Annotated in this window: 16 protein-coding genes and 1 tRNA gene; 11 read left to right on the top strand and 6 right to left on the bottom strand. The window is 66.0% G+C overall.

The annotated features are described in order from the left end of the window. Positions 1-7: 7 nt before the first annotated feature. A complete protein-coding gene (locus MRBLWO13_RS01450) occupies positions 8-2,530 on the bottom strand; it encodes an excinuclease ABC subunit UvrA (protein WP_341975987.1) in 2,523 nt (840 codons plus the stop codon). A 112-nt stretch (positions 2,531-2,642) separates the two neighbouring features. Between MRBLWO13_RS01450 and MRBLWO13_RS01445 the strand changes: the two genes are divergently transcribed. Continuing rightward, positions 2,643-3,026 (top strand): VOC family protein, encoded by a 384-nt coding sequence (locus MRBLWO13_RS01445; RefSeq protein WP_341975986.1) that lies wholly within the window; start codon positions 2,643-2,645, stop codon positions 3,024-3,026. A gap of 65 nt (positions 3,027-3,091) precedes the next feature. On the opposite strand, the gene MRBLWO13_RS01440 is transcribed toward MRBLWO13_RS01445, so the two are convergent. Then, positions 3,092-3,541, bottom strand: a complete 450-nt coding sequence (locus tag MRBLWO13_RS01440; protein WP_341975985.1) for a MarR family transcriptional regulator — start codon at positions 3,539-3,541, stop codon at positions 3,092-3,094. A 236-nt stretch (positions 3,542-3,777) separates the two neighbouring features. On the opposite strand from MRBLWO13_RS01440, the gene MRBLWO13_RS01435 reads away from it, so the two are divergent. From MRBLWO13_RS01435 to MRBLWO13_RS01425, 3 genes are all read left to right on the top strand, one after another. Further along, positions 3,778-3,871 (top strand) — tRNA-Ser (locus MRBLWO13_RS01435). A gap of 153 nt (positions 3,872-4,024) precedes the next feature. Continuing rightward, positions 4,025-4,876 carry a sugar nucleotide-binding protein gene (locus MRBLWO13_RS01430; RefSeq protein ID WP_341975984.1) on the top strand — a complete coding sequence of 284 codons (852 nt, stop codon included), beginning with the start codon at positions 4,025-4,027 and terminating at the stop codon, positions 4,874-4,876. Positions 4,877-5,162: 286 nt separating this feature from the next. Continuing rightward, on the top strand, positions 5,163-6,617 hold the full coding sequence (locus tag MRBLWO13_RS01425) for a cellulase family glycosylhydrolase (protein ID WP_341975983.1): 1,455 nt from the start codon (positions 5,163-5,165) through the stop codon (positions 6,615-6,617). Between the two features lie 86 nt (positions 6,618-6,703). Here the strand turns inward: MRBLWO13_RS01425 and MRBLWO13_RS01420 are convergent, their stop codons facing one another. The 3 genes from MRBLWO13_RS01420 to MRBLWO13_RS01410 are packed head-to-tail and all read right to left on the bottom strand — an operon-like array spanning position 6,704 to position 8,686. Further along, entirely contained in the window at positions 6,704-7,789 is a 1,086-nt protein-coding gene (locus tag MRBLWO13_RS01420) for a GNAT family N-acetyltransferase (RefSeq protein WP_341975982.1), read from the bottom strand. Between the two features lie 17 nt (positions 7,790-7,806). Continuing rightward, positions 7,807-7,986: a hypothetical protein gene (locus MRBLWO13_RS01415; protein WP_341975981.1), complete on the bottom strand. Its 180-nt coding sequence runs from the start codon at positions 7,984-7,986 to the stop codon at positions 7,807-7,809. Between the two features lie 31 nt (positions 7,987-8,017). Beyond that, positions 8,018-8,686, bottom strand: coding sequence for a hypothetical protein (locus MRBLWO13_RS01410; RefSeq protein ID WP_341975980.1), 669 nt, complete (start codon positions 8,684-8,686; stop codon positions 8,018-8,020). Positions 8,687-8,896: 210 nt separating this feature from the next. Between MRBLWO13_RS01410 and MRBLWO13_RS01405 the strand changes: the two genes are divergently transcribed. The 5 genes from MRBLWO13_RS01405 (at position 8,897) to MRBLWO13_RS01385 (ending at position 14,272) form a co-directional block, all read left to right on the top strand. Then, positions 8,897-9,106: a heavy-metal-associated domain-containing protein gene (locus MRBLWO13_RS01405; RefSeq protein ID WP_341975979.1), complete on the top strand. Its 210-nt coding sequence runs from the start codon at positions 8,897-8,899 to the stop codon at positions 9,104-9,106. Next, the gene (locus MRBLWO13_RS01400) at positions 9,106-10,059 is read left to right on the top strand and encodes a heavy-metal-associated domain-containing protein (protein ID WP_341975978.1); all 954 of its coding nucleotides are present in this window, start codon (positions 9,106-9,108) and stop codon (positions 10,057-10,059) included. The genes MRBLWO13_RS01405 and MRBLWO13_RS01400 overlap by 1 nt, the downstream gene beginning before the upstream one ends. 37 nt (positions 10,060-10,096) lie before the next feature. Next, positions 10,097-12,358 carry a heavy metal translocating P-type ATPase gene (locus MRBLWO13_RS01395; RefSeq protein WP_341975977.1) on the top strand — a complete coding sequence of 754 codons (2,262 nt, stop codon included), beginning with the start codon at positions 10,097-10,099 and terminating at the stop codon, positions 12,356-12,358. A 160-nt stretch (positions 12,359-12,518) separates the two neighbouring features. Beyond that, positions 12,519-14,141 (top strand): sodium-dependent transporter, encoded by a 1,623-nt coding sequence (locus MRBLWO13_RS01390; RefSeq protein ID WP_341975976.1) that lies wholly within the window; start codon positions 12,519-12,521, stop codon positions 14,139-14,141. Then, positions 14,138-14,272 carry a methionine/alanine import family NSS transporter small subunit gene (locus tag MRBLWO13_RS01385; protein ID WP_102194762.1) on the top strand — a complete coding sequence of 45 codons (135 nt, stop codon included), beginning with the start codon at positions 14,138-14,140 and terminating at the stop codon, positions 14,270-14,272. The genes MRBLWO13_RS01390 and MRBLWO13_RS01385 overlap by 4 nt, the downstream gene beginning before the upstream one ends. A 66-nt stretch (positions 14,273-14,338) precedes the next feature. On the opposite strand, the gene MRBLWO13_RS01380 is transcribed toward MRBLWO13_RS01385, so the two are convergent. Further along, positions 14,339-15,364, bottom strand: coding sequence for a LacI family DNA-binding transcriptional regulator (locus MRBLWO13_RS01380; RefSeq protein ID WP_341975974.1), 1,026 nt, complete (start codon positions 15,362-15,364; stop codon positions 14,339-14,341). Positions 15,365-15,514: 150 nt separating this feature from the next. Here MRBLWO13_RS01380 and MRBLWO13_RS01375 point away from each other — a divergent pair, with 150 nt between their 5' ends. Together MRBLWO13_RS01375 and MRBLWO13_RS01370 are read left to right on the top strand one after the other, a co-directional pair. After that, on the top strand, positions 15,515-16,897 hold the full coding sequence (locus MRBLWO13_RS01375) for a sugar ABC transporter substrate-binding protein (RefSeq protein ID WP_341975973.1): 1,383 nt from the start codon (positions 15,515-15,517) through the stop codon (positions 16,895-16,897). Then, positions 16,897-17,838: a sugar ABC transporter permease gene (locus tag MRBLWO13_RS01370; protein WP_341975972.1), complete on the top strand. Its 942-nt coding sequence runs from the start codon at positions 16,897-16,899 to the stop codon at positions 17,836-17,838. The genes MRBLWO13_RS01375 and MRBLWO13_RS01370 overlap by 1 nt, the downstream gene beginning before the upstream one ends. The last annotated feature ends 1 nt before the right edge of the window (position 17,839 follow it).

Here is a 17,839-nt window from a genome sequence, read left to right as displayed (position 1 = left end):
GCCTCCATCACCTGCTGAGAGACTCGCGCAGGTATCGACCGGTCACGCTATCAGGGCGTGATGCGACTTCATCAACGGTGCCGCTCGCAACGATTCTGCCGCCCGCGGTGCCGCCTCCCGGGCCAAGATCCACGACGAAGTCCGAGTTGGCGATGACGTCGAGATCGTGTTCGATGACCACGATCGTCGCCCCCCGCGCGCGGAGCCTTTCCAGTACTCCGATGAGTACGCGGGTGTCGATGGGGTGAAGCCCCACGGACGGCTCATCGAAGACGAAGAGCGCGTCGGATTGATCTCTGCTGAGCTCGGTCGCGAGTTTCAACCGCTGCGCCTCGCCCCCGGACAGAGCGGGAGTGTCCTCACCAAGGGTGAGGTAGCTCAGTCCGAGATCCGCGAGTGTCTGCAGCTTCTTCTTCGCCTTCGGAAGATCGCTGATGTACACGAGGGCTTGCTTGACTGTCATGCCGAGAAGGTCGGGAAGGCTTACTTCGACGCCGTTTGCTCCAAGTCGGGTGATCGTGTGCGCGAGAGGCGCGTATCTACTTCCGTCACAGTCGGGGCAGGGGATCTCGACATCGGGCAGGAACTGCACGTCGAGGACGACCTGGCCGGTGCCTTCGCATCGTGGGCACTTCAGTGACCCGGTGTTGTAGGAGAAATCGCTGGCGTTCAGACCCTGTTCACGGGCGCCGTGAGTAGTCGCGTACGCCCGGCGGAGCTCGTCGAGCACTCCGCTGTAGGTGGCGACCGTGGAGCGGACATTGACCCCGATGGGGGTGGCATCCACCACGTCGGCGCGGCGGATCCCGGCCGGGTCGAACGACCGCACGTGCACAGGCATCTCCGCACCACTTTCCCGCGTCCGAAGGGCAGGGACGATGCTGTCGAGTACGAGAGTCGTCTTGCCTGATCCCGACATGCCGGTGACTGCGGTGATGCGTGCCACCGGGATCTGCACATCGAGGCTGTGCACGGTGTGGATCGGATCCGTTTGGATGTGCAGCGCTCCGCTGGCGAAGACATCTGCCGCCGACGGTCGGTCTCTGATCACGGTCTCTTCACGCCCGTCGAGGAACCCGCCGATCAGTGAGGAGGCGTCTGCCGAGACCTCCGCCACCGTCCCTTGTGTCAGGACGCGACCACCCTCGGAACCGGACCCGGGTCCGATCTCGACCAGCCAGTCGGCTTCTCTCAGAACCTGGACGTCGTGGTCGACGAGAACAATCGAGTTGCCGCTGGCCAGCAGATCCCGCATGACGCCGACGAGGCCCTCGACGTTCGCCGGATGCAAGCCGATCGACGGCTCGTCGAGCACATAAAGGACGCCGGTGGTCTCGTTGCGGACCGCGCGAGCCAACTGAACCCGCTGCCGCTCGCCGGTGGACAAGGTGGAGCTGGCGCGATCGAGCGCCAGGTAGCCGAGTCCCAGCTCGAGCAGCCGCTGAGCCATGTCGGTGAACTGCGTGATTATCATCCGTGCCATCGACAGCATCTCCGCCGGGAGGTCTTCGGCAACGCCCGCCACCCAGACGACCGCCTCGTCGAGAGTCTTCGCCGAAGCCTCGGCCAGATTGATCCCCGCGACCTCGCTGCCCAACGCCTGAGCGCTCAACCTCGAGCCGTGACAGGTCTCGCACGTCCCCGAGGTGATGAACCTACGCACACGGTCGAGGCCTCTTTCACCCGTTGCCTTGTCCAACGCCTCCTGGACGGCAAGTCGCGCGTTCCGGTACGTGAAGTTCATCTCGAAGAGCTTGCCGTTCTTCGACGGCACCGCGATGTGCTTCTTCTCCGCGGGGCCATTCAGAACGATCTGATGCTCAGCGGCGGTCAGTTCGGCATAGGGAACATCTGTCCTGACGCCGAACTCCGCCACGACCTGCGGCATGACCGATAGCCCGAACATCCCCCACGGTGCGACGGCTCCCTGCTCGATGCTCTTCGACCGATCGGGAATGAGCGTTGCGTCATCGATTCTTCGGACAATCCCGGTGCCAGAGCACGTCGGACAGGCGCCGTCGGAGTTGAACGCGAGCACTTCTGCTCCGGGAGGGTAGAACGTCGCCCCGCAGACTGGGCACACCAGGTCGAGATTGGCGGCGACGTCGATGGTGGGCGCCAGGCGATGTCCATTGGGGCACAGGTGCGAGCCGAGCCGTGAGAACATCACTCGCAAGACGCTCAGGAGCTCCGTCGACGTGCCGAAGGTGGAGCGCACTCCGGGTATCCCTGGTCGCTGTCGCAACGCGAGAGCGGCGGGAATATGACTGACCGAGTCGACAGTCGCTCTCGTCGCGTGCGTCATGCGACGGCGGGTGTAGGTGGAAAGCGCCTCGATGTACCGGCGGGATCCTTCTGCGTACAGCACACCCATGGCGAGCGAGGACTTACCCGAGCCGGATACTCCGGCCAGGGCCACGAGCTTGCCCAGCGGAATATCCACATCGATGTTCTTCAGGTTGTGCACGCGAGCGCCTCGCACCCGTACGGCACCGGCATCCGTCAACTTCGAGCTTTCCTGATTCACCATTTCCGTCGCCTCATCCGCCCAGTCTACCCGGTCGAAATAGCCTAGTTATATTCCTTGTCAACTAAATCCCGTATGGTGGTCAGACGATCAGCTCCAAACGAGAAGAGGAAACATGAATGCTCCCGCTATCGGATCCGTATCGTGGTTCGAGATCGGCAGTGGCAAGCCAGATGACGTGAAGAAGTTCTTCGGTGAACTCTTCGGATGGCAGTTCCGCTTGAACACCGATCTCGAGGGTGTCAACTACCACGCCGCAGTCACTCCCGGAGCGCCTGGCCCGACGGGGGGGATCTTCGAACACGCGGACTCCTCCGATGAGTACGCCGTCTTCTACGTCTTGGTCGAGGATGTTCCTTCGACCATCGAGAAGGCTCGGAGTCTTGGCGGTACCGTCACGATGGAGCCCGTTGTGGACGCCGCCGGTGTGAGTTTTGCGCGCCTGCGTGACGCCGACGGACACCACTTCGGCGTCTACTCGATGCCGTCACCGGCGTGACCTCGAGCCCTGCCTCGGGTCCCGTTTCGAAACTGGACCCGAGGCAGGGCTTTGTCGCGCAGGCCCTACTCGTTGCCTACTTCGTCGCGGTGTTGAGCGCTGACGCGCAGCAGCTTCAGTGCGATGGCGAGCCGGGCGAGTTCGGCGGGGCCGAGTACGGATCGAAATCGCTTCTCGAGTTCTTCTTCGAACACCGGATGCGCGATCTCCAGTTTCCGGATGCCCTCCGCCGTCAGTGAGATCAGGGCCGAACGACCGTCAGCGGGGTTCGGTGACCGTCGGCAGTAATCGGCATCGACCATGCGGTCTATGACTTTGCTCACTCCTCCCACTGTGATCGAGAACTCGTCGGCGATATCCTGCGTTCGTGCGCCGGGGTTTCGATGGAGGAGTTGCATGATCTCGAACCAGGTCAGCCTCAGGTCGCAGTCGCGCCGCAATCTGGCGTCTACCGCGCCCCACAGGATCGTCTCGAACCGAACGAGATCGTCATAGATCGCCGCGACATCGGTCACTCTCGCATCCGCCCTGCTCCTAGGGGTGAGGGGTGAGATCCGCGTGATGAGGATTCCTTGGAAGACGTTGCCACACTCACATCGTAGGTCCCGGGCGCTCCACGTTCTTGTGGCTGCTGGGCTCGCAGTCCTCTCCTGGTGATCGGAGAGGTCGCCCGCAGTGGACTGAATCGTGCGGACTCAGCGCGAACCGATGTGGCGGATGATGTCGTGCGTGGAGTGCGGCGGGCATGTGAGGAGTGCGTGATTTCGCCTGCGATGGGCTCCGTGCGGCCCTGCTAAGGTGGAGACCTCTTACGGGGTCCAGGGGTTCAAATCCCCTCGTCTCCGCAGAAAAAATCCTGATCAGAGCATCGGAACAGTCGCCCGCTCGTCGGAGTCCCGGGTCGAGGAATCGAGCGCCGCATCCTGTTCGGGCGCATCTCCGGTGAGCGTGAACGCCCGCCCGCGAGCTCACGCCGGCGCCGCAACCATGGAGCGCATATGAACACGCCGCCGCAGGAGTGGGGCCGGGGACGAAGGTTCCCCGGGAGGACCCTGCTCGTGGGCTGCGGAAAGCTGGGGATCAAGCTTGGCGAGCGGCTCATCGCTGACGGCGTCGAGGTGTTCGCGATGCGCCGCTCAAGCGCGGAGCTTCCTGCCGGGTTCTCGGTGATCACCGACGACCTTCGCGTTGCCCGGAGGCGTGCTCTCCCTGCGTGCGATTCGGTTGTGATCACTCTGCCGCCGGATGCCGAGGCGCGAGCTGAGGCGGACATCTATTCGGCCGCGCTGACCAACCTTGCGGACGCCCTGCCGTCACTCCCTTCGTGCGTCGTGTTCGTCTCATCGACACGGGTGCTCGAGGGGTGTGCGGGTGCCGCTCCTCTCACCGAGTCGGATGCGGCGGCCCCGGCCGGGGCACGCGCGCGGTCGCTTCTGGAGGGAGAGGTCCTGGCTGCTGAGCTGCTCTGCGCCGTCACCGTCAGGCCGGCAGGAATCTACGGGCCAGGGCGGGACTCGCTGATCCGTCGTGTCCGAGAGCATGCGCCCGTCGACTACTCACGACGGACGAACCGCATCCACGAGGACGATCTCGTCGGGCTGCTCCACGCGATGCTCTGGGCGGAGACCCCGCCGGCACTCATCCATGCGGTCGATCGAGAGCCGGTCCTGCTGGGTGAAGTGGTGACCTTCATCGCGGATCGCCTGGGCGTGGAGCCTCCACCGCGAGTCGTACCGGAGGTCGGCGGCGGGACCGTGCTGGACGGACAGCTGCTGGTGGACTTCCTCGGGTCGCTGCGTTTCCCGTCGTTCCGGGAGGGTTACGCGCAGATGCTCGGAGAGTCCGCGTGACCACGCGATTTCGGTTGTAAGCGCGGCCCGACTTCGTGCGGGCGTCGAGGCGTGTTCCGCTGTCGTCCTCACTCGCGGGCGCGCCACCCGACAGCATCCGTCACGCCGGCGGCCCCCTCCCGTCGGTCGCGACGCTCATCGGACGGTCGGTGCAGGGGGCTGGTCGTGACGCTCGGTGACGGCTACACTCTCAACCGCAAGGCATTCATAAACAACATTTCCTAACGGGATGCAGCGCCATACCGCCACGGGGATACGACGATGTGATCCCACGAAAGGATGACCGATGAAGAAAGCCATGATGAGGAGCAGCCTCGCCGGGCTGGCCGCGGTGCTCGTGACCGCAGCGATGATCATGCCCACGGCGGCTGCCGCAGACCCTGTCGGCACACTTGCCGACACCCTGATCTCTCAGGGGCGCCCGGCCACGGCATCCTCGATCGAGGACTCGACGTTCGGCGCAGGCAAGGCCGTCGACGGCAGCTCCACGACGCGCTGGGCGAGCGAAGAGGGCTCGGCTGCGCAGTGGATCAGCGTCGACCTCGGAGCCGGAGCCACCGTGTCGAAGGTCGACCTCAACTGGGAGGCGGCCTACGCCAAGGGCTACAAGATCCAGATGTCGGCAGACGGCAGCACCTGGACGACTCTCAAGACCGAGACCGCAGGCAACGGCGGCACCGACAGCTGGACCGGCTCGGGAACGGGGCGCTACCTGCGCATCTACAACACCGTCCGCGGCACGGCGTGGGGCTACTCCCTGTGGGAGCTCAAGGTCTACGGCACTCCCGGCGATGGTTCGGGCGGTCCCACCACGGGAACCCCGGTCGAGAAGGCTGGCACTCTGGAGGTCTGCGGCCTCAAGCTCTGCAGCGAAGACGGCGTCCCCGTGCAGCTGCGCGGCATGAGCACGCACGGGCTGCAGTGGCACAGCGACTGCATGACCGACTCCGCGTTCGACGCCCTGGCCGACGACTGGAGCGCCGATGTGGTGCGCCTGTCCACGTATGTGGAAGACGACGGCTACGTCAGCAACCCGACGCACTTCACGAACCTCGCGGGTGATCTGATCCAGGAGACCCACGACCGCGGCATGTACTCGATCGCCGACTGGCACATCCTCGAGAAGGGTGACCCCAACGTCAACCTCGAGAACGCCAAGAAGTTCTTCAAGGCGATCGCCACGCGCCACGGCAGCAAGGGCACCGTTCTCTACGAGATCGCCAACGAGCCGAGCGGCGTGCAGTGGAGCACGATCAAGAGCTACGCCGAGAAGATCATCCCGGTGATCCGCGCGATCGACCCTGACGCCGTGATCCTCGTCGGCACGCCCGACTGGTCATCCTTCGGGGTGTCCGGTGACCACGGACCTGCGCCGATCATCGCCAACCCGGTGAACGCGACGAACATCATGTACGTGTTCCACTTCTACGCGACCTCGCACCGCGACGAGTACCTCACGGCACTCGACAACACCTCTGACGTGCTGCCCACCTTCGTGACGGAGTGGGGCGCCGAGGAGTACACCGGCGGCGGAGCGCTCGATCTCCCCATGGCCGAGCGGTACCTCGACCTCATGGAGGAGAAGGACATCAGCTGGGTGAAGTGGAACTTCTCGGATGACCCGCTCAGCGGCGCCGCGTTCAAGGTCGGCACCTGCGACACGAACGGCCCGTGGACCGGTTCCACCCTCAAGCCGGTCGGCGCCTGGGTGATCAACCACGTCCGAGCCGGAGCGCTCTGACGAACAGGTCCGGTCACTGACCGGTGAGGACGACGGCCCGGGGCGTGATGCTCCGGGCCGTCGGTCTTGAACGGCGGCCTCGGAAGTTAATCCCCATGTTTACGCGCGCTCGCCGGGAGGGGGAGGCGGAAGGTGGCCAGCGCATCGTCGCTGAGGGCGCGAGGGATCGGCCCCACGACTGGGCGGAAGCCAGCTGCCTCGTACAGGGGGGTCGTTCCGTCACCGGCGCCCACAGCCAGTTCGATCGCCTCGAACTCGTTCGATTCCGACCACGAGATCACGTCGGTGAGAAGCGCGCGATCGATTCCCCGGCCCGCGGCCGTCGGCCGCACCGCCAGTCTCTCGAGGACGAGCGTGCCGTCGTCTCCTGCTTTGGGAACCACGAGCACGAACCCGGCCAGCGGCTCTCCCGCCGCGGTGAACCGCGCGACCGGTCCGTCGAAGAGCTCCCTGAGCCGGTCGTCCGTTCCGCGCATCTCGGCGGATCCTTCGCGAGCGGAGGCGACCTCGGTCCACAGGCTGACGCATCTCTCGACGTCAGCCGGAATCGATCCCCGCACCAGCTCGATCACGGGCCACTCCTCGGCGAGGAGGCCGTAGCTCATCCAGTCGAGCCAGGTGCCTGAGTGATGGAGGGTGCTCTTGCGACTGACCCCCTCACGTCGCATCCCGAGGTGTTCCATCAGGCGCCATGAACGCTCGTCGTCGGCGAAGCATCCGGCGTGGACTCGTCTCATACCAAGTGACCCGAAGCAGGTGTCGATCACCGCGCGGACCGCCTCGGTGGCATATCCGTTTCCTTCGTGGGCGGGGTCGAGTGCCCAGCCGAGCTCCGCTTCGACGCCCCGCGCATCGCCGGCCACCTCTTCGTCGGCCCCGCCGTCGATGCAGCGCACCGTGACGTCACCGATCGGTGTGCGGGGCTCATCCTCGCGCTCAGCGTGCAGATCGATGATGAACGTCGACGCGAGCCGGTCGGGCGCCCGAAAGTACGCGCGAAAGGCGCCGAGCGTATCCGGAGCCGCGCTCAGCCACTGGCTCACCTCCGGAAGCCGGCGCCACCCCCACATCGTGTCGATGTCCTCCGCGGTGCAAGGCCTGATCTCGAGCCGCGGCGTGCGGGCGGGCCAGACGCCGCCGCACGCCGCGGCGCTCAGTCGCCGTGCGCTCACCGACAGAAGCTGAGTCCTCACCGATAGAAGGCGAACACCCAGACGAGGAAGCCGACGCCGCCGACGACCAGGACGGTGGTGCCGATCGTCTTCATGCGCTCCATCGCCGGGCTGATCGAGCGGTAGTAGCGCTCCATGCGTCGGCGCCGACGACGCCTGCGGACCTGCGAGGCCAAGGAGGCCGGGCGGGCGCTCACGACAGTTCCATGAGTATGCATCCCCGTCGGTTTACAAAGCCGTGAGCACGGGGTTGCTCGGCGTGAGGTCGGTCCAGTTCACGGTTCCCGTGCCGGCAACCACAGCGCCGAGGCTCGACGGGTTAGTGATGTCGAAGCAGAGGCTGTACGTGCACTCGACCTGCGGGATCGGGAGGAGCGGGATGAAGATCGCCGTGAAGGTCATGCAGAGTCTGGTCGGGATCTTCGGGCCGTAGGGCGGGAAGATGTCGTTGGGCATGTTCACGTTGCCCAGCACCGAGAAGGTGGAGGTGAAGGCGCTGATCTGTCCGATCGTGCCGACACCGGTCGTTCCGCCGACGGTGTAGTTGTGACTGGTGCCATCGCTGAAGGAGATGCTCCCGCCTACTCCGATGACCGTGTATCCGGGCTTGAAGAAGCCGACATCGCAACCACCGCTGTTGAGGTTGAAGACGATGCTGCCTGTCACGGTGCCGAGGTTGAGCACGGTGAGCGACTGCGCGGTGAACGCGCCCAGCGAGCCGGTGGTGAGGCAGCCGCAGCCCGGCCCGTTGGTCGAAGCGGCTGCGAGCGGTGTTGCAACCGCCAACGCAATGGCCGGTGCCGACCAGGCGAGGCCCTTGGCGACGGACCGACGCGAGACTCCTTCGCCCTGCGTGTGGTGCGGCTTCGTTGCCGGACGCTGAATGTTCATTTCCATGTGATTACCCGAATTCCCCAGTGGCGGATGCGCTATTCCCAGAGCGCGACGAGGGGCGACATGACCCCTCGTACAGAAGACGGAGTTCGAGTCGGATCATTACGCGGAACGTCGACATTCATTTGGTCCGACGCGCTCGGGAATACCCCTAGGGGGTATAGGGTTGACTTCAGTATCGGACCGAAAGCGTCCCAGACGGAGAGGAACATCATGACCACGACTGAGTACCAGGTGACCGGCATGACGTGCGGACACTGCGAGATGTCGGTGCGCGAAGAGGTCGAGCAGATCTCCGGCGTCGAGAGCATCCAGGTGAGCGCGAAGACGGGCCAGCTCGTCGTCACCGGCGCGGACGACCTCGACGACGCCCAGGTTCTGGCTGCGGTCGGCGAGGCCGGCTATTCGGCAGTGCGCGTCTGATGAACGCCGGCGGACGACTCGCGCTCTACGGGGCAGGATTGGTGGTCGCATTCGGTGCGGCCTTCGCCGTCGCGGGCGCGGTCGTCCCCGGCGACATCGCTGCGACATGGGTGAAGAAGGATGAGATGAACGGTCACACAGAAGAGGCAGGAACCGCGGCGCACGGTGCGTCGGAACACACGACGGCCGACGCGCTGAAGGGTCTGTCCCTGAGCGCCGGTGGGTTCACGTTGTCGCCCGTCGAGGCGCCGGGCGCCGTCGGAGAGAGCGGGGAGCTGAGCTTCCGCATCCTCGACGAAGCGGGGGAACCCGTGACGTCGTACGCCACCGCTCACGACAAGGAGCTCCACCTGATCGTGGTGCGTTCCGACGGGATGCTGTTCCGCCACGTGCACCCGGAACTCGACACGAGCACCGGCATCTGGTCGCTCCCCTGGACGTGGGCGGATGCTGGAAGCTACCGCGTCTACGCGGACTTCACTCCGAGCGGCAAGGAGGCGGTCGGGCTCACCCTGACGCGCACTGTGCAGGTCGCCGGATCCTTCGCCCCGACGCAGCCGGCGCTGTCGAAAGTCGACGACGTCGACGGCTACACGGTCTCGCTCGAGGGTGACCTCGCGGCCGGAGCGTCCGGCGAACTCACGATCACGGTGACCCGCGACGGCGAACCGGTGACGTCCCTGCAGCCGTATCTCGGCGCTTTCGGGCACCTCGTCGCCCTCCGCGAGGGCGACCTGGCCTACCTGCACGTGCACGCCGAGGGAGACGACCCCGAGGCAGGAGAGACATCCGGGCCCGAGATCGGGTTCATGGCCGAAGCGCCGACCGCGGGACGATACCTGCTGTACCTCGACTTCCAGGTCGACGGCATACTGCACAGTGCGGAGTTCGTCGTCGAAGCGACACAGGCGCCTCACGGAGAACAACCCGACACGCACGACGATTCGCACTGATCCTCCGGATCAAGGTGCGAGAAGAGAGGGAACGACGATGAGCACATCGGCAGTGCCTGTGCGAGGACCGGGCATCGAACTGGAGATCGGCGGCATGACCTGCGCCTCCTGCGCGATGCGGATCGAGAAGAAGCTGAACAAGCTCGACGGCGTCGAGGCGAGCGTGAACTACGCGACCGAGAAGGCGAAGGTCACCATCCCCGAGGGGTACGATCCCGCACTGCTGATCGCGGAGGTCGAGAAGACCGGCTACACCGCGCACCTCCCGAAGCCCGCGGTCGCCGCGGGTAGGGATGCCGGCGACTCCGAGGACCCCGAGCTGACGTCTCTGCGGCACCGGCTGATCGGCTCGATCGTGCTGACCGTGCCGGTGATCGCGATGGCGATGATTCCCGCGCTGCAGTTCACCTACTGGCAGTGGGCATCGCTCGCGCTCGCCGCTCCCGTCATCATCTGGGCGGCATGGCCGTTCCACCGTGCCGCCTGGATGAACCTCCGGCACGGCACGGCGACGATGGACACGCTCATCTCGATGGGCACATCCGCGGCGTTCCTCTGGTCGCTGTACGCGCTCTTCTTCGGCACCGCAGGCACGCCGGGGATGACGCATCCCTTCGAGTTCACGATTGCTCCATCGGACGGCGCAGCCAACATCTACCTCGAGGTCGGCGCGGGGGTGACGATGTTCATCCTCGCGGGCCGCTACTTCGAGAAGCGGTCGAAGAAGCAGGCGGGGGCGGCGCTTCGGGCTCTGCTCGAACTGGGTGCCAAGGAGGTCTCGGTGCTGCGCGGCGGCGTCGAGGTGAAGATCCCCACCGCGGAGCTCGCTGCTGGTGACGAATTCATCGTGCGACCGGGGGAGAAGATCGCGACCGACGGGGTCGTCGTCTCCGGCACATCGGCGATCGACGCCTCGATGCTCACCGGCGAATCCGTGCCCGTCGAGGTCGGCGAGGGGGATGCCGTCACCGGCGCCACCGTCAACGCCGGCGGTCGTCTGGTGGTGCGGGCCACCCGGGTCGGCTCCGACACGCAGCTGGCGCAGATGGCCCGGCTCGTCGAGGAGGCGCAGACCGGCAAGGCCGAGGTGCAACGATTGGCCGATCGCGTCTCCGGGGTGTTCGTGCCGATCGTCATCGCCATCGCCGTGGCTGCCCTCGGGGCGTGGCTGGGGGCCGGGTTCCCCGTCACCGCGGCGTTCACGGCGGCCGTAGCCGTCCTCGTGATCGCCTGCCCCTGCGCCCTGGGACTGGCTACGCCGACGGCGCTGCTCGTCGGCACCGGCCGCGGCGCGCAGATGGGCATCCTGATCAAGGGCCCGGAAGTTCTGGAATCGACCCGCCGGGTCGACACCGTGGTGCTCGACAAGACCGGCACCGTCACCAGCGGACGGATGACCCTCGTCGACGTCGTCACCGAGTCCGGTGTTGATCGTGCCGAGCTGCTCCGTTTCGCCGGCGCGCTCGAGGACGCATCCGAGCACCCGATCGCACAGGCCATCGCGAAGGGCGCGACGCAGGAGGTCGGCACGCTGCCCGTTCCCGAGGACTTCGCGAACATCGAGGGCAAGGGCGTGCAGGGCGTCGTCGACGGTGTGGCGGTCGTCGTCGGCCGCGACACCCTGCTCGCCGACTGGGCGCTGCACCTGAGCCCCGAGGTCGCGAGTGCGAAAGCGGATGCCGAGGGCGACGGCAAGACGGTCGTCGCGATTGGCTGGGACGGCAGGGCCCGCGGCATCCTGGTGGTCGCCGACACGGTGAAGCCGACCAGCGCCGAGGCGATCTCCCAGCTCAAGGAGCTCGGCCTCACCCCGGTTCTGCTCACCGGTGACAACGAGGCGGTGGCCCGCCGGATCGCCGCCGAAGTCGGGATCGAGCAGGTGCACGCCGAAGTTCTGCCCCAGGACAAGGTCGACGTCATCACCCGGTTGCAGCAGGAGGGCAAGGTCGTGGCGATGATCGGCGACGGTGTGAACGACGCTGCCGCCCTCGCGCAGGCCGACCTCGGGCTGGCCATGGGCACGGGCACCGACGTCGCGATCGAGGCATCCGACATCACCCTCGTCCGAGGCGACTTGCGCAGTGCGGTCGACGCGATCCGCCTGTCGCGCCGCACCCTCTCCACGATCAAGACCAACCTGTTCTGGGCCTTCGCCTACAACGTGGCCGCGATCCCGATCGCCGCGCTCGGCATGCTCAACCCGATGCTCGCCGGCGCTGCGATGGCGTTCTCCAGCGTGTTCGTCGTCGGCAACAGCCTGCGCCTGCGGGGGTTCCGGAGCGTCACGGCGGACAGGTGAGCCGTCCGTCGGGACACTTTGTCGGTCCGAAAGCACACCTGCAGGCGGAAACCGCGTTTTTCGGCCTGCAGGTGTGAATTCGAGCCGACGGGTGTACCGCGGACGGACCCTCCCGCTCGCCTCGCGGACGGCGGGCACGCACTCCGGTAGGGTCGCGGTCATGGCGAACGCAACAACGCAGGCACCCAAGCGCGAGGCCTTCGGCTCCCGGAACGTGTTCATCCTCTCGGCCATCGGCTCGGCGGTCGGCCTCGGGAACATCTGGCGCTTCCCGTACGTCGCCTACGAAGGCGGCGGTGGCGCGTTCCTCATCCCGTACCTGTGCGCGTTGCTGACTGCCGGCATCCCGTTGCTGTTCTTCGACTACGCGATCGGCCACCGCTTCCGCGGGTCGGCGCCGCTCGCGTTCCGGCGCATCCACCGCGCTGCGGAGCCGCTGGGGTGGTGGCAGGTGCTGATCTGCGTGGTCATCTCGGTGTACTACGCCGTCATCATCGCGTGGGCGGCGATGTACACCTGGTTCTCGGCGCAGCTCACCTGGGGGCCGGGCAACGAGAACGACTTCTTCTTCGTCGACTTCCTGAAGTCGGCGGATGTCGCCGCAGTCGGCGTCTCCACTGAATTCGTGCCGCAGGTCGGGGTGCCGCTGATCATCGTTTGGCTGGTCGTCATCGGGATCATGGCGCTGGGTGTCAAGCGCGGCATCGGCAGGGCGAACATGATCCTGATGCCGTTGCTCACGGTGATGTTCGCGATCCTCGTCGTGCAGTCGCTGTTCCTCCCCGGGGCGATGGACGGCCTCAACGCCTTCTTCACGCCGAACTGGGAGGCTCTCGCCGACCCGGCCGTGTGGGCATCGGCGTACGGCCACATCTTCTTCTCGCTGTCGGTCGCCTTCGGGATCATGGTGACGTACTCGTCGTACCTGAAGCGCAAGACCGACCTCACCGGCTCCGGTCTCGTCGTCGCGTTCGCCAACTCGGGCTTCGAGATCCTCGCCGGCATCGGCGTCTTCGCCGCCCTCGGATTCATGGCTCAGGCGCAGGGGACGGAGGTCGCGGGTGTCGCGTCGTCCGGGATCGGCCTCGCGTTCATCGCCTTCCCGACGATCGTCTCCAACGCCGCCGGCGGCTCGATCATCGGGGTGCTGTTCTTCGGAGCACTGGTGTTCGCCGGGGTCACCTCGCTCATCTCGATCCTCGAGGTGATCGTCGCCGCCCTCCAGGACAAGCTCGGCTGGGGGCGCATCCGGACCACGATGGTGGTGTCGATCCCGCTCGCGATCGTCTCGATGGCGCTGTTCTCGACGACGACCGCGCTGTCGGTGCTCGACACCGCCGACGCCTTCGTCAACGCCTTCGGCATCATGGCCGTGGCGCTCGTCGCGGTCATCGTGGTGGCCTGGATGCTGCACAAGCTGCCGGCTCTGCAGGAGCACCTCAACCGCCGCTCGAGTTTCGGCGTCGGCCGCATCTGGAAGATCTGCGTCGGCGTCCTCGGTCCGATCGTGCTCGGCTACCTGCTCGTCAGCGAGATCATCGCGAAGACCTCGGCCCCGTACGGCGACTATCCGGCATGGTTCCTCGCGATCTTCGGCTGGGGGATGGTCATCTCGCTGGTGATTCTCGCGCTCGTGCTGTCGGTCCTCCCGTGGAGCGGCCGTTCGCACGCCAAGGATGACCCTGAGTACGACGAGTTCCTGGTCGACGAGAGCTATGAGGCCGACCCGGAGACCGGCACGATCGATGCACTGGCACCGTCCGAGAAGGGAGCACGCGCATGACCACGACAGCGATCGTCATGATGATCATCGCCATGGTCACGGTCTGGGGCGGCCTCATCGCCGCGATCGTGAACCTCGCACGCCACCCGGAGGTCGCGGAGTCCGAGCCCGCTCCGCCCGTCGAGCTCTAGGCCGTCGAGCTCTGAGACCGTCGACCGAAAGGGCGGCGTGATCGCCTCCCCGGTGGCCGCCGGCGCTCACGCCGGCGCGCCGACCGATTCCCGCTCGATGAGCGGCATCGGCACCAGCTCGTGCGCCGGCTCGCTGTCGCCCAGGAGCATCCGTACTCCGCGTCGTGCCATCTCCTCGTACGGCAGCCGGGCGGTGGTGAGCCCTGGGCGCTGATAGCCGGCGAGTTCTTCGTCGTCGTAGGAGATCACGGAGATGTCGTGCGGCACGCGGGTTCCACGTTCGGCCAGAGCCTGATAGACGCCGAAGGCGACGTTGTCGTTGCACGCGAGGATCGCGGTGAGGTCGGGATGAGCATCCAGCATCCGATGCGTCTCCGCGTAACCGACCTGGGGGATCCAATCCGGCACGGCCACCCGCACCGGGATGACCCCGGCCTCGGCGAACGCCTCTTCCATTCCGGCGAAGCGCAGATCGATCGTCACGCTCTCACGGGGGTTGCCGAACGCATGGGGCACATCGCCGATCAGCCCGATGCGACGGTGGCCTGCGCTGGTGAGCCGCCGTACCACCGTCAGCCCGGCCGTGTGCTCATCCGGGAGGATGCTGGGGTGATCTGCCGTTGTCGTTCCGTTCACGACGACCACGGGCACGGTGGTCTCGGGCAGATCGATCAGGCGCGCCCCCAGGAGACCCACCAGTACCCCGTCGACCCGTCGGTCGATCATCGACTCGAACGCGTCGGCGATCCCGGATTGGCCGGCCTCGCCGGCTTCTGCGATCAGTACCGTGTGGCCGTACTCCTTGGCCGCGGCAAGGACGCCGCTGATCATGCCGGAGGCATAGCGGGTGATCGTCACCTGGTCGGAGATGAATCCGATCGCCCTGGTCTTTCCGAGCCGTAGGCTCTGGGCGGCGGGATTGGGGCGATAGCCGAGTTCTGCGGCTGCGGCGCGCACGCGCTCGGTCGCCTGCTCGGAAAGGCGGGTGCCCGGCTTGTCGTTGAGGATCATGCTCACGGCTGCCTTGGACATGCCGGACTGTCGGGCGACGTCGGCGAGTGTGACGCGTCGCGTGACCGGCTTCTCCATCATCTGCCTCCCCGACAAGTGCTGAACCATTTCAGCATAACTCTTGCCATCGGGCGGGATCGGGTGCTACTTTCCTTTTGCTGAATCAATTCAGCACCTGAGTTCGTCGTCGTCGACGGCTCAGACCGAAACTCACGAGCGGGGAACGACAACGTGGTTGAACTCAGTCGCAGGGCGATGATCGCCCTGCTCGGACTCGGTGCCATCGGCACCGCCGTCTCATGGCCTCGCCTCACCGGTGGGGACATCCCCGGCAGAGGCGATGACGCTCTGACCGTGGCGCTCTTCGGCACCGCGCAGGATGCCGCGGCCCGGCAGGCGCTCGTCGAAGGGTTTCAGCGGAAGCATCCGGGAATCGCCGTGCGCATCGTCGCGATCCAGGGGCAGGACTGGAGCAATTACTTCGCCAAGATCCTCACCATGGTCGCCGCGGGAACGCCGCCGGATGTCGTCACGGTGGCCACCGAGGGCACGCAGCTGTTCGCCTCACGGATGGCGCACCCGATCGACGAATACGTGCAGCGCGACGGCGACGAGCTGAAGGAATACTTCGACGACGTGAATCCCGCACTCGTCGAGGCGTTCATGTACAAGGGCAATCTCTTCCAGCTGCCCGACAACTTCAACGCCCCGAATGTGTTCTACAACACGGGTGCGCTGGAACGGGCGGGGCTGGAGCGCCCGCGTGACGACTGGACGGTCGACGACTTCTTCCAGGTGTCCCGCGCGATGAAGAAGTCGGCCGACGGCAACTTCCTGCCCTATTTCTGGAACAACCGCCTCTGGGGCGGAGTGGTGCCGTGGCTGTACGTGAACGACACCAGCTTCCTCACCGAGGAGAAGGCCCCCGGCGGGGACTGGCTCTGGAACAGGTTCTATCCGAACGAGAAGCCGCGCGGCGGTGGACCGCTGTGGGAGAACGCCGACGCCCTCAACGAGCGCACGATCGAGAGTTTCGAAGTCCTGCAGCAGATGGTCAGCGAAGGCCTCGCGGCCAACCCGGCGCAGGGCGGCGGCAACGAGCTCGTCTCACTGTTCTCCACCGGCAAGGTCGGGATGACCCCCGCTGGCGGGTTCTGGGTACAGGGACTGAACGATGCCGGCGTCGCCAACGACGAATACGACGTGAGCTTCTTCCCGAAGATGCGCAGCCAGCGGCACCAGTTCGGGGCCGGCGGCTACGCCATCATGGAGACCTCGCCTCGCAAGGACGAAGCCTGGGAGTGGCTGAAGTACTGCATCTCCGACGAGGGTCTCCGCATCGCCCACCCGCGCCCGGATTCCTCGATCCCTCGCCGTTCGATCAACGACGAGCTGTACGGCGCAGGCATGGGGCCGAAGCACTGGCAGGTGTTCTACGACACCTTGGACAAGTTCCCCGAGAGTGGGCCGATGCCCGCACCTCCGCAGCAGGCAGCCGTCGAATCCGCGCTGATCAAGAACGTCGTCACGACCATCACCAACGGTCAGGGCGGCGTCCGCCGCGGGCTCGAGACGATGCAGCGTGACCTCGAACTCGCATTGAAGGGACGATGATGTCCACCACGACGCTCTCCACCCGTGCCACTGTCGTGCCCAAGGGCGCGAAGCCCGCTCCGGAGAAGAAGCGCGGCAACCGCCTCCTCATCTGGGTGTTCCTGGCGCCGACCGTGATCGGGCTCGGCATCTTCACGTTCATCCCGATCATCGGGTCGATCGTTCTGGCGTTCTTCCGCTGGGACATCATCACGGCTCCGGAATTCGTCGGCGTCGACAACTTCGTCCAGCTCGCCGCGAATCCCACCGTGCGGGTGTCGTTCCTGAACACGATCGGGTTCGTGATCGTGGCGGTGACCCTGCAGCTCGCCGTCGCGCTGGGGCTGGCGGTTCTGGTCCAATCGAAGATGCCGAACTGGCTGCGCACGTTCTTCCGTTCGGCGCTCTTCTTCCCGCTGATCCTGTCCGCGGCATCCGTCTCCCTGGTGATGGCCTACCTGTTCAATCAGGAGTTCGGGCTGGTGAATCAGGTGCTCGGGTGGTTCGGCGTCGCCAAGATCGGCTGGCTCACCACGGGCTTCGGAGCGAAGGTCGTGGTGCTGCTGGTGTACGTCTGGCAGAACTTCGGGTTCACGTTCCTTCTGTTCATCGGCGGTGTCGCCGCCATCCCGAAGGAGGTCTACGAGGCGTCCTCGATCGACGGTGCGACCGGGTGGCGGCAGTTCCGCCAGATCACGATCCCCCTGATCAGCCCGACGATGCTCGTCGCGAGCGTGATGGCGATCATCGGCGCCCTGCAGATCTTCGACCAGCCCTACGTCCTCACCCGAGGCGGACCAGGAGATGAGACCCGCACCGCGGTGATGGTCATCTACGAATCCGCCTTCCAGCAGCTCGAGTTCGGCCTCGCCTCGGCGATCGGCATCGTGCTGACCATCCTGATCATGCTGGTGACCGCCGTGCAGTTCCAGCTCAGCAAGCGTTTCGTCTTCTACGGGTGAG

This window comes from Microbacterium sp. LWO13-1.2 (genome assembly GCF_038397725.1).
Lineage (GTDB): Bacteria > Actinomycetota > Actinomycetes > Actinomycetales > Microbacteriaceae > Microbacterium.
Note: the sequence above shows the minus strand (reverse complement) of the source record. Positions and strands in the feature narration are given on the sequence as shown.

Coding starts and splice junctions, on each gene's coding strand:
- MRBLWO13_RS01380 (WP_341975974.1), bottom strand. CDS start 15,364: ATGATGGAGAAGCCGGTCACGCGACGCGTCACACTCGCCGACGTCGCC.
- MRBLWO13_RS01390 (WP_341975976.1), top strand. CDS start 12,519: ATGGCGAACGCAACAACGCAGGCACCCAAGCGCGAGGCCTTCGGCTCC.
- MRBLWO13_RS01430 (WP_341975984.1), top strand. CDS start 4,025: ATGAACACGCCGCCGCAGGAGTGGGGCCGGGGACGAAGGTTCCCCGGG.
- MRBLWO13_RS01425 (WP_341975983.1), top strand. CDS start 5,163: ATGAAGAAAGCCATGATGAGGAGCAGCCTCGCCGGGCTGGCCGCGGTG.
- MRBLWO13_RS01400 (WP_341975978.1), top strand. CDS start 9,106: ATGAACGCCGGCGGACGACTCGCGCTCTACGGGGCAGGATTGGTGGTC.
- MRBLWO13_RS01385 (WP_102194762.1), top strand. CDS start 14,138: ATGACCACGACAGCGATCGTCATGATGATCATCGCCATGGTCACGGTC.
- MRBLWO13_RS01450 (WP_341975987.1), bottom strand. CDS start 2,530: ATGGTGAATCAGGAAAGCTCGAAGTTGACGGATGCCGGTGCCGTACGG.
- MRBLWO13_RS01370 (WP_341975972.1), top strand. CDS start 16,897: ATGTCCACCACGACGCTCTCCACCCGTGCCACTGTCGTGCCCAAGGGC.
- MRBLWO13_RS01395 (WP_341975977.1), top strand. CDS start 10,097: ATGAGCACATCGGCAGTGCCTGTGCGAGGACCGGGCATCGAACTGGAG.
- MRBLWO13_RS01445 (WP_341975986.1), top strand. CDS start 2,643: ATGAATGCTCCCGCTATCGGATCCGTATCGTGGTTCGAGATCGGCAGT.
- MRBLWO13_RS01405 (WP_341975979.1), top strand. CDS start 8,897: ATGACCACGACTGAGTACCAGGTGACCGGCATGACGTGCGGACACTGC.
- MRBLWO13_RS01410 (WP_341975980.1), bottom strand. CDS start 8,686: ATGGAAATGAACATTCAGCGTCCGGCAACGAAGCCGCACCACACGCAG.